This is a genomic window from Chitinophaga sp. sic0106, from assembly GCF_019219075.1.
Classification (GTDB): domain Bacteria; phylum Bacteroidota; class Bacteroidia; order Chitinophagales; family Chitinophagaceae; genus Chitinophaga.
The window spans coordinates 40,956-57,748 of the sequence record NZ_JAHUWJ010000004.1 but is presented as its reverse complement, the minus strand read 5'-3'; the positions used below and the strand labels follow the sequence as shown (position 1 = coordinate 57,748).

Sequence of the window (16,793 nt, the reverse complement as noted above, 5' to 3'; positions counted from 1 at the left end):
TATTTTTACTGCTTATCTATATATTGTAGTCCAACAGCATTATATAGTAATACATTCGCAGTATCATACACCTGTAATTACCATGAAACGTAGATTTGGATTACTCCCGGCTGACACAACGCAGCTGGAGGAGTTGCTGCGAACTGTAGCCGCGGGCACGGCCGACTTTTTAGGCTACCCGGTAGCAAAGGATTTCGATTATAGCCCCCTGATGCCTTTTTTGCAATTCCCGCTGAACAACCTGGGCGACCCGTTTGTGCCATCGACGTATAGTGTGGGCACGCGGGAGATGGAAAAATATGTGGTGGAGTTTTTTGCCAAACTGTTTCGTGCGCCTGCAAACGACTGGTGGGGTTACGTGACCAACGGCGGCTCGGAGGGCAATCTTTATGGTCTGTATCTGGCCAGGGAGTTGTATCCTAAAGGCATGGTGTACTATAGTGCTGCCACGCATTACAGCGTGCAAAAGAACATTCATTTACTGAACATGCCTGGCATTGTGATCCGCACCCTGGAAAACGGGGAAATCGATTATGAGGACCTGGAGGCGATGATCAGCCAGCACCGGCATCTCCCTGTAATCATATTGGCCAACATTGGAACTACTATGACGGAGGCCCGGGACGATGTACAACGCATCCGCAGGATACTGGACAGGATGGCGGTACGCCAGCATTATATCCATGCTGATGGCGCCTTATCCGGCAGCTACAGCGCATTTCTTCCCGACAGGCCTTCATTTGATTTTGCGGATGGCGCCAACAGCATTGCCATTTCCGGCCATAAGTTTATCGGCTCACCTATCCCATGCGGGGTGGTGGTGGCCCAGAAATCGTTCCGGGATCGTATAGCCCGCAGCGTGGCCTACATAGGCACCATGGACACCACCATTACCGGTTCCCGAAACGGCCATTCACCATTGTTTTTATGGTATGCCCTTAAACGTTATGGTGCGGAAGGCCTGGCGGCACGCGCGCAGGCAGCGCTGGAAGTGGCGGCCTATGCTACTGAAAAGCTGCAGGCCATTGGCATTGCAGCCTGGCGCAACCCGGATACCCTCACCGTCGTGTTTCCCGCCCCGGAGGAGGGTATACGTAATAAATGGCAGCTGGCCTCAGAAAATGGCTGGTCACACATTATCTGCATGCCTGGCGTTACCCATGCGCATATAGACACGTTTGTAGCCGAACTGGAAGCCACTGCTGTAATAGCCTGTTAAACGCCTTTTTCAGCGATGGAAATGATTTCCGTATTGAGGGTGCGGCGGATGCTCTGCTCCACGGTTTTATCTGCAAAAGGGATGATGACCTGCACTTTGAATACGACATGGTCTTTCCTGATATCGAGGGTACGGAGCAGAAAACTGTTTTTCACATAATGGTCGGAAAACCCTTTGATGGCCTCTTTGAGGCGATTTTCCAACTGATCTGGTGTGTAAGGCAGCTTTCTGTCCAGCTCAAATTCGATCGTGATTTTTTTCACGTTCTGTTTGGACTGGTTCACCACGATGGAGGTAAACACGAGTGAGTTGGGAACAATAAGTTGTTCATCATCGTCGCTTTGCAGTACAAGGTTGATGAGCGTGATATCCAGGATTTTGCCTTTGAATTCGCCGATCCGCACGTGATCGCCCAGCGACAGCTGGTCGGAAAACATGATGATCAGACCATTGATGATGTTGGTAATGTAGTCTTTGGAAAGCAGTGCAATGGCTGCCGCCACAATGGTGATACTGGTAACGAATTTCAGCAGATCGATCCCGAAGAGAATCATGATGGACAGCAATACAAAAATGGTATTGAGCACAGAGCTGATGCGGTTGAGGCCCAGCATGAAATTATCTTTTTCAACCGGTTTGTTGAGTCGGCGACGGGTATACCAGGAGATGATCACGAGCCATGCCAGTGAGATGACGAGGTTAGCACCGAGGAAGAACGTGAGTGCGTTGGTAATGCGAAACAGCCAGGCGAATTTATCGTATACAGCAGCGTGTTCCAGGTTAAAATAGACTACGGCGAGATACACCAATAATTTTACGAGGAACAGGATGCGTTCCTTGCGGTTTTTCCGTTTATAAACTTCGTCAGTGACCATCATAGCAATGTAAAAGTACAACGCGTGTACTTTACTGCCAAATGACTGACAGTAATAGCTGGTAAAAAACGATGGCGGTTAACCCATTTTATTCAGAATTTCGTTCCAGATGATCCGGGCGATTTGTTCCGTTTCCACGATACGTACCCGCTCCGCAACGGTATTGGTATGATCTGCCGTGAAGCGAAGACTTTCGGGTTCAAAATCCTGTAAAACAAAAGGTTTCACATCAGGCACTACTTCGTACAGTGTTTCATGCTCCTGTGCACTAACCGTGATGTTAAGTCCATAAGCCTTACCATTGATTATAACTGTTACACGATGCTGTTCCATATTAATATATGGGCAAGGTATGTGCCATATAAAAAGACCGGTGTCGTGCGATACCGGTCTTTTTTCGTATATGATGGGGAGTATGAGAAAATGGAATCAGGCGTGTGCCATTTTTTTGCGGCTGCTGGCCTTTTTACGGGTAGCTGCTTTTTTTGTGGTTGTTCTGGTAGATTTTTTTGCGGTAGCTGCCTTAGCGGTAGTTTTTCTGCCAGTGGCCTTTTTGGCGGTAGATTTTTTGGCAGTTTTACTGCGGGAAGCAGCAGTTCTGGTGGTAGATTTTTTAGCTGTTGCTCTTTTTGCAGTGGCTCTTTTTGCAGTAGCTTTTTTTGCAGTAGCTTTTTTTGCGGTAGATTTTTTGGTGGGAGATTTTTTGGTGGGAGATTTAGTGGTGGGAGATTTAGTGGCGGATGATTTCCGGGAGGTAGCAGGTTTTTTAGGTGCTTTAGCTCCTTCTTCCCTTGCTTCGGAGATACCAATAGCGATAGCTTGTTTTGGATTAGTAACTTTTTTACCAGTGCGTCCACTCTTCAGCTTTCCTTCGTGCATTTCGTGCATTACTTTTTTCACCTTCCGCTGAACAGCACTCGAATACTTTGCCATAATAGAAGATTGAATGGGTTATAAAAAGTGATAACGCTTTATAGACATCAAAACGCAAGCCAGCAGATAATGAAGGTTTTAGGGCAAAAAATCGGGGAATGCAGGTGTGGAATGTGTGGAATTTTCTATGAGTTGTGTAACGAATTGCACTAATACCACAGGGAGGCAATTTTCCAAACGCTCTATAGCATTGACTTTCAGTCGATGGCATCAATATTGATAGCCCTATTCTTATAATTTGTTCACTACACTATAAAAATTGCATTATGGAAAACATGACTTATCAATCATTTCCCAATGGCAATCCGCAGCATAGTGCGGTAGAAAAACCTAGACACAGCAAAAGGGGTTTCGCATCCATGGACCCTGAGCAACAGAGAGCCATATCCAGAGAAGGTGGACGAGCAGCACACAAACAAGGAGTTGCACACAAGTTTACTTCAGAGGAAGCCCGTGCTGCTGGCAAAAAAGGCGGAGAAGCCGTAAGCCGGAACAGGGAACACATGGCCGCTATAGGCCGTAAGGGCGGTACCAACCGTGGCAAAAACAAGCTGAAAGAACAACAACAGCATGTACTGTAGCGTCTGGAAGATATCAAATAATAAGCCTGTCAACATTGACAGGCTTATTATATAACTATAAATTTAGCAGTTATTTCGATCAGTATCCTGTGAAAACCTTATTTGAATAAGTATCCGAAGAGGATAAATGCCCAGAGCAATGTCCAGAGAATATTGAAAACCTGCGCCCCGATAAATGCCAATGCCGGCCTTCCACCTTCCATCGTCATCAGATCACTGAACCGGGCTTCAATACCGATGCTCACGAATGCCAGTGCAAACCAAACAGTACGCAGGCTATTGAACACGCCACTGGTTTGTTTTACGGTGCCTGTGCTGATTGCAAAAGAAAAGATCAGTGACGCGGCAATAAAGCCCAGTACAAATTTGGGGAAGCGCTCCCACACTACTTTCAGACCTGGATTTTGTCCGCCGGGATTTTCATTTTTACTGCGGTAGCTCCACCAGATAGCGATGAAAAATGCCGCTACACCAATCAATACATTTTGGGAAAATTTGATAATCACCCCTGTGGTTACTGCTTCCGGCCCTACCATTTGGGCAGCTGCGGCAACGGAGGCGGTGGTATCGAGTGTGCCGCCCAGCCAGGCCCCTCCTACTACAGCGGGGATATCAAAGATTTTCACGATCCAGGGCTGTAGTACCATCATGGGAATGGCCACCAGCAGTACCAGCGTTGTCACGTAGGACAGCTTGCGCTTATCACCCTGAATAGCGCCACTGGCCACTATTGCAGCGGATACACCACAAATAGACACTGCAGAAGCGAGAATGACGCCAAATTCGTCGTCTACCTTCAGTTTGCGACTGAGCCACATACTGAAAAACCATACGGCTGCCACTACCACTACGGCTTGCAATAAGCCTGGCAGTCCTGCGTCTACGATATTTTCGAACAGGATACTGGAACCAAGGATTACCAGTCCTGTTTTGATAAAGAACTCAGATCTTGCTGCCTCGCGGAGCCATGCCGGGGGATGCCCCACATTGCCCAGCAGAAGGCCAATTATGAGGGCAAAAATTACATATTCAAGCCCGTAATAGTTGAGTGTGGCGTTGCCGGCAATAACAAGGGAGCATACTGCCAATACAAATATGACCAGGAAACCGGGCAGGTATTTTTTAAAGGAGGCGCCCTGGTAGTAAGTGGCTACGCTGGATAACACCAGGTACACAATGCCGATACCACCTATGAGCATGAAATTAGATGCGGTGAACACATTTTGCGTGAGGGTTTCACCATCTTTCCATTGCAATTTAGGGGTGGTAAATTTCAGATCCGGGTTGGTGATGCCAATTACCAGGACCGTTAGCAATATCAATCCACCTACAATGGTGGCCCACCAGTCTTCAGTGAGGGAGAACAATACAGATTTTTTAGGCGCCATTTCTTCTGAAACGGCCGTCACAGATGCTAATTCGGGCATGAAAGTCTTTTTTTATCAGTTGACATAATGTGGAATGGACAAAATACTAGTTTTTACTGAGTAATAAAACCAGGATGCGTGGAATACTGCTGGTATTATTATCATCAAAATATTCTTTGGCATCAAATACCTGCAAACCGTGGCGGGCGGCCACCTGCACAAATTCAGATATATGATGGGTATAAACTTCCACCCGCTGCTCCCCTTCACTGGTTTGGAATTTAGCGCCGCTGCCGCCATACTGGCGGAACGGATGCAACTCTCCCATGTATACAAGGCCGCCTCTGTGCAAGGCTTTGGTTACTTCACCAAATACATGATCGAGGTCCTGAATGTGCTCCAGTACCAGACTGAATGTGACGATATCATATTTTTCTGTTACGAAGTCCCAGGGTTTGGTGATGTCCGCCTGCTGAAAGGTAACGGTGTTATTGCCCGCGAATTTTTGCCGGGCGATGGCCTGCATCTCTTCAGAAAAATCAACAGCAGTAACCTGCTCCGCCTGTTCTACCAGCCATCTGGTATTTTTCCCGGTGCCGGCGCCAATTTCCAGTACACGTTTGAAAGTAAATGGGTGCAAGGTTTCACGGAGCGCGAAGGCTTCAAGGTCACGGGTTTTGTTTTCGTTGGTGTCATATTGGGCCGCCCAGTCGTTGTAGGCTTGTCGGATGGTCATGGTTCACTGGTTTAGGTAAAGTTAGTTTTTTTCTTGCAAAGGGATGGTGATGGCGGAGAGACATGGCAGTGACATTATATTCAACCTGCGCGGCGGAACAGCTTAACATAAATAAAGAACCTCAATAAGAGCATAAACTGGCGAGGGCAATATAATATTATCGACCCTAGTGATAATAGAGAACAAAGAAACTAAGTGACGTAGCAAAGAAATAGTTCTGGCTACGGTTACTAAATAAAAAAAGAGGGCGTCTCAAAAACACCTGAGACGCCCTCTTTCCTTTTTAAGTATATATGTCACATTATGAGAGTTTTTCTCTCATTTTGATTTTTTGGAGATTTATATGATTTGATTTTTCTTTTTTGGCTTACAGGAAGCTAAGATGAGGGGTAGCTGTAAGATTTGGAGATGGAACTGCCTTTTCTAGGCCACCTTACGCAGGTTATGGGCCAATGCCAATAATCCCATTTCTACGGTTACTTTTTCGAGTCCACGCAGCATAAACCTTTTAAATTGATGGTTATGCTTGATATTAGCAAAAACAGGCTCAACATCGTAGCATCTTTTTTTTCTCTTTGCAATCCCTTTTTTAGTGTTTAGCCTTTTGTCAGCCTTCGTTTTAAGACGGCGATATTGAAGATTTACTTCAATGACCCTATTCCCTTTTTGTCCATGGCATTGACTTTTTAGACGACAATAGGAACAAGATTCACATTGATATTTTGTTATTACTTGAGGATATCCACTACCGGATTGACTTTGGAAGCTTCCCTGATTGATGAGCTTCTTACCTGCCGGACAAGTAAAGGCGTCTTCTTGTTGGTCATAGGGAAGCTGATCCACTGTAAATCTCTTTTTGAGTCTAATTTTCTCATTTTGATTACGATCAAACTGATTGTGTTTTACATAAGCAGTGATCTTCTTGCTTTCCAGTAATTTATAGTTCTGCTCACTTCCGTAGCCCGCGTCAGCTGTAATATTGGAAGGTTTTATTTTTAGATGCTTGATATGTGATGATAGATGCGTAGGAAGGGTTAAAGTATCACCTGGGTTTTGATGTATGCTATAAGATAGAATATATTGGTTATTGGTACTGATTTGTACATTATAAGCGGGCTTTAACTGACCATTTTTCATATGGTCTTCCTTCATTCTCATAAATGTAGCATCCGTATCAGTTTTACTGTAACTGTTACGTCCATTTAATATTTGTTCTTGCTTATCATACTTGTCTAATGTATCAGGCCAGTTTTTATGCGCATAATTCAGTTTCTGCCTTATTTTGGGATCAACCTTTTTCTCATTTTTAACACTATCAAGTGCCTGGTTGATTTGCTCAATGGCCTCTCTTACCTTACTACTATCCACGGGACCAGGATCTGGTGGATCCGGTGGACTATTTAGCTCGGCTGCTGCTACAGATTGTGCATACCTCCATAGTTCATTGAGTTGCTCTTTAATTTTTTCACGATTATTTGTAATACTCTTGCCCCAAACAAAGCTATAACGGTTAGCATTAGCCTCTATTTTTGTCCCATCAGTATAAAGTTCTTTAAGGCTCAATAACCCCTCAGTGCATAATAACAGCACCACTTGGCTAAAGATGGGTTGAAGTATTTCCTGGAGGCGGTTACTCCTAAATCTGCTGATTGTGTTATGATCAGGTTTGCTCATTCCACTTAACCACATAAAATAAATATCCCGTTTCAATACGTCCTCGATCTTGCGGCTGCTGTATATGTTATTCATATAAGCGTACACTAACACCTTCAGCAACATCGATGGGCTGTAACTACTAGTGCCACCAGCTTTATATCTGGCTACTAAAACCCTCAGGTCGATTCCATCAATTATTTGATCAACTATACGAACAGGATGATCTGCCGATACCATTTCATTCAAATCGGGTGGAAATAACATCACCTGGTTTTGAAAAGTGGGCTTGAAAGATACTTTATAGCTTTTTCCTCGTGCCATTCCCAAATTTACCGAACAAACATGGACCGCAGAAGACTATTTATCAACACAAAACCTTAATAAAGGCCTCTTTTTTTCTAAAAATAGAAAGAGGCTATCTCAAATTACTTTTGAGACAGCCACTTTTCCACTAATTTTTTATTTGTTGATATAGCCGCAAGAATAAAATCAATTGGAGAATTGGCGAAACAAGACTACTGGCCAATAGTACCACAGCGATTGTATTACCCACAACACGACAGATGACTGTTTCTTCTTGATAGTAGGCTAATGCCTTGTTATATTCTACCTCCTTGAAAATAAACCGCTTATTCCAACGATACACTAAAAATGTATAGATTCCAGATACAATTGCTGCAACCAACATTTGTTTTGTGATATAAGCAAACAATAGCAATACAAGCATCATTGTATTTAAGGCCAGAACCAGGCTCATATAAAGCGTAGCTGAATAAGCAGGTTCACTACTTCCCATAAATTTGCTTATGGCAACAAAATGAGCAAATAAATATCGATAAACCATGATGCAAATATAAAAATATAATTATAGCTTATATAAGCTGTTGTGCAGGATCTCCGGTGTATCAAACGCCGGTACTGCTTCGGAATCGTCAATACCGACCGCCGCTTTAATTCCATCCAAACTTCCTGTCCCATCTAACACACCATATGCCGCTATCACTAAGACACTAACAGGGTTTGAAACTACCGCAATGGCGCATACAGCTCCCACAAGGCCATCAAAAATTTCCTTTTTAGAAATGGGTTGTCCATCAGCAATTTTCAGAAGTATTTTTGAAACACTTAATAAAGCACCAAAATAACCTAATTTCCTACCTATATTCCCAAGTTTCAAGTCCGACTTTTGAATGGCCTTGCGGGAACTCTTTACCATCTGCCATAACCCATTATTCATTTTATTTTGAATTACTGTTAACCCGGCACCCACCATTGTAAACCCAAAACCAACGCCATCCAGAAAACTCACGTTACCATCAACAAAGCTGGCATAAACCACCTGTGGTTGTTTCCCATCATTATTGCCCGGAGTGGCGGTTACAGTCGGCAATGTTCCACCATTCATCCCATTTCCAACCCAGCCTCCTGACGGGTCGTAGCTATAATAGGATTCACCACCGTTCGGACGTGGCACCACAACAACATCTCCTGGTTTGGGATCTACAGGGGGAGTATACCCGCGGGTTGTATCCAACCCAAACAAATCTTTATACAACACCGGATTATTCAAGGCAAAGGCATATGGGCTGTTGTCATAGTGTAGTTCACTCAATGGATCTATTTGTCCGAATCTGCCGGTATTAGCATCATACATTCGGGCTCCAAAGTCATAGAGATCCAGGCCACTTCCATCATCAAATTCATTCGTCTGTAGTTCCATATCATTGAAGAGCCGCTTGTTCGGACTATATACGCCTGAACTTAAGGCAGTACTGCTAAGCCCATGTGCGGTACCACCAAAAGGATAATAATGGGTTTCTTCCATAACCGGGCTGGTGGTATGAGCAACAATAAGATTATCGAAATATACATCCTGTGCACTTTCGTTACTGGTATAAATGTACAGAAAACCACTTTTCTTTATGTAAAGATCGCCACTGATCAATGTTTGAAGTTGATCCGGGGCAGCCTGTACTTGTTTAATACCGCTCACCTGGTCATCCATTTTATACTGATCATCAAACATTACATAGTTCAAATAAGCCTTCGGCTTGTCCACCAGATTCTGATCAGGGTTGTTGTCGATCAGGGACTGTAGGTTAGCAACGGTCAGATTACCACCTGGCATATCCTGAAATGTTAAGCCATGGCTGCCATTTGCAGACGATTTACCGCCTAAAGCAGATAGGATCGCCGTCAGCAACTGTCCTTTATCTGTTATAGAAGTATTAGCTCCTGTTGATTTGTAAAATGCCTGTGTGCCGATAGTGAGCGTATCTCCGGCCATCACCCTCAATACCAAGGATGGGCCAACCTTCTGCCCATTTTGCGCATTCAGCCTGGCAACAAACTGGTTGGGATTGGTCATTCCATCACTGGGGTAGCCTACCGGGAGATTGCTACGAGTGATGTCTATATTACTGAACAATACATTCTCTGTGGCCGCAGTGGCAGTTTCCATCGTAGCACTGTAGATATTGCGGCTATTCGTTTCCTTTACCACCATACGCACATTATCCAAATGATCTTTCACAAAAAAGTCGTAAGCATAGACCACCTGGTTATTTTTATTGGTCAGCATACGCATACGACCATCTTTGAAGCTCCAGCTTTTCAAGGTATCGCTTTCATACACCAGGTCTTCCACATAATAAGTGGAGGTAGTGGTGGATACCTGCTGGCTGTTATCGATAACTATTTTTCCCAGTTTCTGTCCATTTGCATCATATACATACGTGATACTTCCCTTTGCTCCAAACTCCACCTTTTCCGGCATGTTCATGAAGTTGTATATAATTTTGGTGATACCCTTATTAGCATCGGAAACCTGGTTTCCATTTCTATCGTAAGCGTAATCATCTAAATCAGACTGAGAATCTTTAAAATCGCCTAACTCACCGGCTATAGCGCCATTGTCTTTGACACTGAGCAGTTTATTCCCGTCAGACTTATAACGATAGCTGAGATCATCTACCACGATTTTTTGTCCGTTCTTCATTCCTTTAACCGTCATCCCGCCTATGTTGCCGTTGGCATCGTATCCTGTAATCATTACGGAATAATCGACATTGGCACTAGACCAGGCGCCACCTACGTTGCTCTGCTCAACATAATCTCCACCAATTAACCTATTACTATAATCGTAAGTATAGCCATATGACTTCCGTATTGGTTCATTATATCCTCGCCATTCCATTCCAGCAATAGAACCGTTATAAGAATTTATTGTGTAACCACTGTCGTATCTAAGTACTTCCCCAAAGTACCTTCGTTCTTCTAATCCGTCCGCTACATATTTGGCGTTGATGCCATTAAGCCATCCACGCACATTATATTGGTAATCCTGCGTAGCTACAGCCTGGTTGGTATTTAGCAGGCCTAACTCCTTCTTTGCCAGGTTGCCCACACCATTATAGCTATTTTTAACAATTATTCTATCAAGCGAATCAATATCATTAAACCGCTTTTTCGTAGCCAACACCTTGCCTGTGGCGTCGTAGGTGACAGTAGTAAGTACGCCTACTATACCATTTGGGGCAGCTTGCGGGTTTTGAAATTTCTCATATTTGCCCACTAGTTTATCCCTGAAGTCATAGCAGTTAGTTAAAACCTCTGTTCCGCCCAATGCATTATCACTCACCAGTTGCACTAACCGTTTTTTTTGATCGTAATAATTGGTTGTGGTAATCCATTTGTCAGTTCCCAGGATTCTTTTCCTGCTACCTGTCTGTAGCCCGCGTAAAATACTGGAAGGATGCATATCCTCAGAAGTGGAAATTCCGGCCGACCTGATTTTAAGGGTGTCCTCTCCTACAAATGATTTGATTCCGCTGAAATTATATTCATCATAATAGATATAGGTGAGTGGTTCAATATTCAATGAAGCCAGGCCGGGAATAGCAGTGTTCGTACTGGTATAAACAGCAGTACTGGGAAGATTGGGATCAACTACTACTTCTATTTCTTTACCGATAGCTGTTTCAAAACCAGGATTGATAATTACACTGTTGGTAGCTTCATATCGGTTAGTATAATCATTTGCTACCACCAAATCTTTTACTGCAGGAATGGTATAACTTAAAATTTGTGACGAAGCAGATGCTGTATTCATCAGATTCTGCAGGTATTCCCGTGTATACAGTAATGTATCGCCGTGCAACAGCGCTGATTCTATCAGCCGGTTGCGTGTATCATACATATACATCAACCAGGCATGACGCTGCTGGTAGATAAAATTGCCGCTTCATTGCTGAAGCGGCAATATGCAAATCTGTTTTGAAACACCTTACCACCCCATCTTTGGCCGGCTGCTTTGGCCATCTTTCAAAAATTTCAAGCCTATGAATACCTCATGGCTTCCCTTTGAATAAATGGATACCTGGTTACCAATCCCCCATTCATACTGATAACCAAAAACAATTCTTTGCGTGGGATTACAACCAAAACCAGCACCGATGGCGTCATTCAGGCGATAGTTAGCGGCCAGCCATAGTAAGTCCTGGTACCTGGCTTTGGCGTTAAAGTCATATCGGACCGGTGCAGTAAAATCAGACTTTGCCATTCCGGATAGCCACAAACCAGACCCGGATTCACCAAATGGAAACCGATAACCCAGGGAGCCAATGAACTGTTGTTTCAGACTGGATTCCGCCTTCGGAGCATTTACAAATTCGGCGCCGGCGAGCTGTGTCAGTGCCAGCCCGGCAAAAAAGCGATTACCATTCAAGAGCAGGCCAGCATTCAGGTCCGGCAGATACTTTCTGGAAGCCGCTGCCTGCGACATTGTTGCCGGATCGCCTGCCTGGTCCGGATATATTCCGCTGCTCCTGTCGTACCTGGTTTGTTGTAGCCCCCCTGAAAAGCCAGCCGACAGCGCCAGGGAGGACGATAAAGGGAGATGATAGGCGTATGCGAGGTTGACATTTGCTGTGGCATAGGGACCAATTTTATCGTAGAAAATACTGGCACCTATTCCATGTCCTTTACTGATGGCAGCACCATCTGTGTTTCTATTGTCTTTGCCGGCACGCATGTCGGCGCTCGCCCAAAATGTAGCCGGGGCGCCGCTGACACCACGCCATTGCTGGCGCACACCTGCACGTAGCTGTCCATAATCTTCCAGGCCGGTGCCAGCAGGATTTATAAGCATCACGTTGAACATATACATCGACTGCTGCGGACGTGTTTGCGCGGAGGCACCCACCGCCATGATCAACAGCAAAAAGCTATAACGAATAAGTAGTTTCATAATTGCAGATTTGAAGCGGTAGTGAGTTTAGCGTATTAAATTTATCCAGCCGGTAACAGGTGTATTCCCTGGTGCGGTGCGGATTTGGTAGAAATAAACGCCCGCCGGCAGCAAATCACCGCTACCCTTTCTTCTTCCATCCCAACGCGTAAAATGATTGGTTTCAAATACCATCTGTCCGTCACGATTCACAATTATTACGCTAGCCGAAGGAAAATCTTTTAGAGCGGGGATCGTCCAAAAATCATTGATTCCATCTCCATTGGGTGAGAAGGTATTGGGCACACTGATGGTGGCCATCACTACTTCAAGGGAGAAATCGGCAACACAGCCCTCCGCATTCCTTACCTGTACCTGATAGTTTCCCGGATTGCGTACCGTAATAGCAGGTGTTGCTTCACTGGTACTCCATTGGTATGCAGTTCCAGCGGGGGCAGTGAGTATAAATCCGGCCGTAGTGCCAGCTGAGGTTGCATTTTGGGTGATCATTCCGGTTGGTATTGCCAATATATTCAGATCGCCGGCTACATATGAAAGCTGGTAGTTATCTGCTGCGCCACTGGATAATGTAATCGGATAATGTCCGGCCACTTCGTAGGCTGGGATGGATACATGTGGGGCTGCCGTCAGTACTGCTACGTTGTCATTACTTTTAAAGCCACTGTAGGTGATGGCTACAGTTGGCAATGGATCTCCATAGCAAATGGTAGCGTTTCCGGCAGTGGCAGTAAGGACCGCCTTGTTGATTGTTAACCTGGCATTGATGAAGCTAAGTTGATAGTCGTTGCTGACAGTCAGTGTACCTTGGGTGATACCGTAGTCTCCAGCTGCTTCACCGGCAGCCCTGGAAAGGGCGCCAGTAAAAGCATCGCCGGAAATCAATAGAGGGATATAGGAATAGTCGAATGCCGGATCGGCATCGCCATAAGTTTTTGACGTGAGTATAGGCGTTACCGTTATACCCAATGGTTTTACCGTCAACCGCTGTGTAACAGCCGTCGCAGCAAGGTAATCCACGTCGCCGGGCTGGGAAGCGGTAATATCAACTGTGCCGGCATGGAGCACATGGATTTTCCCATTCACAATAGTTGCGATATTGCTATTGCTGCTATTGTAACTAACAGGCATCCCGGAACTGGCAGTAGCGGTCAGTGTAAAATCGGCATCACCATAGGTTGCTGCTGCCAGTGTAGGGAAAGTGATGGTCTGGGGGATGGCAATATGGATTAAGAGGCCGTTGGTAGAAGCGATATTGTTTAAGGCTACTGACGCCGTGCAACCATGGGTGTTTTGCATACTACCGCCATTTAACTTGAGCTTGTTGATACGGATGCCATCATTGTCCTTGTCACCTGATTTGATGACATAGGTGAAGGTCAGTTCCTTAGAGCCGCTGCCGCTGACATAGTTAGCCTGCACTTCTCCTGAATTAAGAATGAGGGAAAGAGAAGGAGCACCGTCTACTATGATAGTATCGTTGTATCGGGCGGTAAAGGTTAGTACATCCCCTAAAGTATATGTTCCGGGTGCTGGTGCAGACACGGCTGTACACACCGCTTCGGCAGGCGCCATCAATTGAAACAGGTGGCTGGCGGTGCAACCATTCGCGTCGGTAATGTTGGCGGTATAATCCCCTTGTCCCAAACCTGCGGCGGCGGCAGTGTTACTGGCTGTACCTGTCCAGGAATAAGTATATGGACTCACTCCTCCGGCCGCTATTACCGCCAGGCTACCATCCGTAGCACCGGTGCAGGTGATAGGTTTGGCGATTGCCGATGTGATTTCCAGTTGAGGAGGTGAGGAGATGGTGATGTTTTTCTTGGCGGTACAACCGATAATATCGGTAATGGTGACTGTATAATCGCGGGCAGACAGGCCACTGGCAAAAGAGGTAGTACCTCCGGCCGGATACCAGCTATAGGAATAGCCTCCAGAGCCACCACCTACATTGAGTATTGCACTCCCATTGGCTTGATTGAAACAGCTCACATCAGTAATGGAAGCTGAGGCAGTGATGGCAGCCGGTGAACTGATACTAATATTTTGTTTCACCTTGCATTGCCTGGCGTCGGTGATGGTAACTACATAATCACCTGCTGCCAGGCCGGTAGCCATTGGCCCGGTTCCTCCTGCCGGGTACCAGCTAAAGCTTAGTGCTCCTGTACCTCCGAATGCAGTTATCATGGCAGTACCATTGGTGTCGCCAAAGCATTTTAGATTCGTTGTAACAGGTACAGAGGTAATAGGCCGGGGGGCGGTGATGGCAATTGTTTGCGTGGCAGTACAGCCATTTGCATCGCTGACCGTTACATCGTAACTACCTTCTGCCAGGTGTTCAGCAATTGCGGCACTACCTCCATAAGGGAACCAGCTGTAGGTATACGGGGCCTTGCCGCCGGAGGCAGTTACCGTAGCGCTTCCCGTGGAATCGCCCTTACAGGTTAGATTTATTACCGGACCGTTTGAGATAGTCAATGCCGTTGGCTGACCAACACGGGTGGTAGCCTGGGCAGTACATGCATTTGCATCCGTAACGGTCACCAAGTAATCTCCCGCCGTCAGATTAGCTATGGTTGCAGCAGCACTGCCAGCGGATGTCCACGAATAAGTATATCCGCCCACACCACCTGTAGCAGCCACGGTAGCAGTACCTGTGGCGCTGCCATTGCACAGGGCATCTGTAGAGGTGGCAGTAGCCTCCAACTTCGTTTGATTGTGAATATTGTATTCGGCAAATGCTGTACAGCCTTTGTTATCTGTTACTGTAACGGTATAAAGGCCTGCCGGAAGGTTCTGTATTGTATTGGTGGTAGCGGCATTGCTCCACAGATAAGTATAGTCACCATTTCCACCAGTAGCACCCACCACAATTTTACCTTTATCTCCAAAACAGCGGATATCTGTTAACTGAGTTAAACTTACGGCAACCGGGTCGGGTCCGGGAATCTCTACGTTAGTATATGCAGCATAAATTCCGTTTACATTTACTTGCACCCCATATTGTCCAGCCGACATATTACTGATGGTAGCAGTGTTGTGTCCAGTACTCCAGTAGTAAGTCAGCTCATCACCGGGCCTGGTATCGGTAACAGTGATAGTTGCACCACCATCACTACCTCCGTAGCAGGTAACCGGGTTTACATTGTTAACAACTATACTTGTTACTTTTATCTCTACGGGAACCCTTGGACTTGAACAACCATTATTACTGGCTGATGCATAGTAGATATTTGGTGTTAGGGGACTCCCTCCCACTGGAATTTGAGCCTGCGGATCAGCATACCAAAGGATATAATCCCCATTTAAAGAGGAAGGCAAATTGATAACGGAACCACCCTGGGGCAAGTATTGCGTCTCTAATACAGGTGGTAATGGCGGCAAAATATTACCAGCTACCGGTGAGCCACTGACCCAGTTGGATGTAGCACCGGTAAGTGCAAAATTTACAAGCTGTCCGGTGACACCACCTACATTATTTTCGAGCACATTCACGTCATCATTATTTCCACCAGCGATTCCCTGGTTAAAATCAAAATAGGCCAATAAACCTGGTTCACTCCCTCTTAGCCCACAATACATCCTATCGCGGATTTCCGATTCTGTCAATGCTTTATTCCATAATCGCACCTCATCTATTTCACCTGAAAAAAAATCAGTGCCATGAAGACCTCCTATTTGAACGCCGGTGAATATATCTGGCTGACTTGAAGCCGGTAAATAACTTGATTCCATTTTGTTCCCATTAATATATATACTCATCCTGGATAGGTATGTGTCATACACAACAGCCACATGCATCCACCCTGTAATAGCACCTACAAATGCTCTTGTTGGCACAGAATATTGATCGCCATACAATTTGTTGCTTGCCTCCAGATAACCATTATTCAACCGAAATAATGCACTGTTCGAGGACAAAATAGAACCGTAATCGTTACGGGCTGCCTTTATCCAGGCTTCTTTTGTATAAGAGGACATAAAATTCCATGGGCTGGCTGGAATGTCAATATAATCGTTCACGCCGTCGAAATGAAGGTGCGTGCCCGACTGAGCGTGCAGCAGCACACTACAACAGGTACATAGCAGGAGTAGCAGTAACTTTTTCAGCATAGGTATACGGTTTATGCCCCCCGTGTATGCAATACATTGCAAACCGGGATGACTATACCGCATAAAAG

General features: G+C 45.4%; 12 protein-coding genes. 2 read left to right on the top strand and 10 right to left on the bottom strand.

Annotated features, from left to right (window positions below; genetic code table 11):
* The first annotated feature begins 82 nt into the window (after positions 1-82).
* Complete coding sequence (locus KW844_RS07395) at positions 83-1,219, top strand: histidine decarboxylase (RefSeq protein ID WP_218376080.1); 1,137 nt, start codon at positions 83-85, stop codon at positions 1,217-1,219.
* Here KW844_RS07395 and KW844_RS07390 read toward each other — a convergent pair.
* From KW844_RS07390 to KW844_RS07380, 3 genes are all read right to left on the bottom strand, one after another.
* A complete protein-coding gene (locus tag KW844_RS07390) occupies positions 1,216-2,097 on the bottom strand; it encodes a mechanosensitive ion channel family protein (RefSeq protein WP_218376079.1) in 882 nt (293 codons plus the stop codon). The genes KW844_RS07395 and KW844_RS07390 overlap by 4 nt on opposite strands.
* A 75-nt stretch (positions 2,098-2,172) precedes the next feature.
* Complete coding sequence (locus KW844_RS07385; protein WP_218376078.1) at positions 2,173-2,427, bottom strand: hypothetical protein; 255 nt, start codon at positions 2,425-2,427, stop codon at positions 2,173-2,175.
* Positions 2,428-2,523: 96 nt separating this feature from the next.
* On the bottom strand, positions 2,524-3,027 hold the full coding sequence (locus KW844_RS07380; protein WP_218376077.1) for a DUF6496 domain-containing protein: 504 nt from the start codon (positions 3,025-3,027) through the stop codon (positions 2,524-2,526).
* Between the two features lie 266 nt (positions 3,028-3,293).
* Between KW844_RS07380 and KW844_RS07375 the strand changes: the two genes are divergently transcribed.
* Positions 3,294-3,608 carry a KGG domain-containing protein gene (locus KW844_RS07375; RefSeq protein ID WP_218376076.1) on the top strand — a complete coding sequence of 105 codons (315 nt, stop codon included), beginning with the start codon at positions 3,294-3,296 and terminating at the stop codon, positions 3,606-3,608.
* Between the two features lie 98 nt (positions 3,609-3,706).
* Here KW844_RS07375 and KW844_RS07370 read toward each other — a convergent pair whose 3' ends face one another.
* The 7 genes from KW844_RS07370 to KW844_RS07340 form a co-directional block, all read right to left on the bottom strand.
* Positions 3,707-5,035 carry a YeiH family protein gene (locus tag KW844_RS07370; RefSeq protein ID WP_218376075.1) on the bottom strand — a complete coding sequence of 443 codons (1,329 nt, stop codon included), beginning with the start codon at positions 5,033-5,035 and terminating at the stop codon, positions 3,707-3,709.
* A 46-nt stretch (positions 5,036-5,081) separates the two neighbouring features.
* Positions 5,082-5,711: a class I SAM-dependent methyltransferase gene (locus KW844_RS07365; protein ID WP_218376074.1), complete on the bottom strand. Its 630-nt coding sequence runs from the start codon at positions 5,709-5,711 to the stop codon at positions 5,082-5,084.
* A 423-nt stretch (positions 5,712-6,134) separates the two neighbouring features.
* Positions 6,135-7,688: an IS1182 family transposase gene (locus tag KW844_RS07360; RefSeq protein WP_218376073.1), complete on the bottom strand. Its 1,554-nt coding sequence runs from the start codon at positions 7,686-7,688 to the stop codon at positions 6,135-6,137.
* A gap of 130 nt (positions 7,689-7,818) precedes the next feature.
* Positions 7,819-8,163, bottom strand: coding sequence for a hypothetical protein (locus tag KW844_RS07355; protein ID WP_218376072.1), 345 nt, complete (start codon positions 8,161-8,163; stop codon positions 7,819-7,821).
* A 69-nt stretch (positions 8,164-8,232) separates the two neighbouring features.
* Complete coding sequence (locus KW844_RS07350) at positions 8,233-11,565, bottom strand: RHS repeat protein (protein ID WP_218376071.1); 3,333 nt, start codon at positions 11,563-11,565, stop codon at positions 8,233-8,235.
* A gap of 87 nt (positions 11,566-11,652) precedes the next feature.
* Complete coding sequence (locus KW844_RS07345) at positions 11,653-12,615, bottom strand: PorP/SprF family type IX secretion system membrane protein (protein WP_218376070.1); 963 nt, start codon at positions 12,613-12,615, stop codon at positions 11,653-11,655.
* Positions 12,616-12,642: 27 nt separating this feature from the next.
* Positions 12,643-16,725 carry an MBG domain-containing protein gene (locus tag KW844_RS07340; protein ID WP_218376069.1) on the bottom strand — a complete coding sequence of 1,361 codons (4,083 nt, stop codon included), beginning with the start codon at positions 16,723-16,725 and terminating at the stop codon, positions 12,643-12,645.
* Positions 16,726-16,793: the final 68 nt, after the last annotated feature.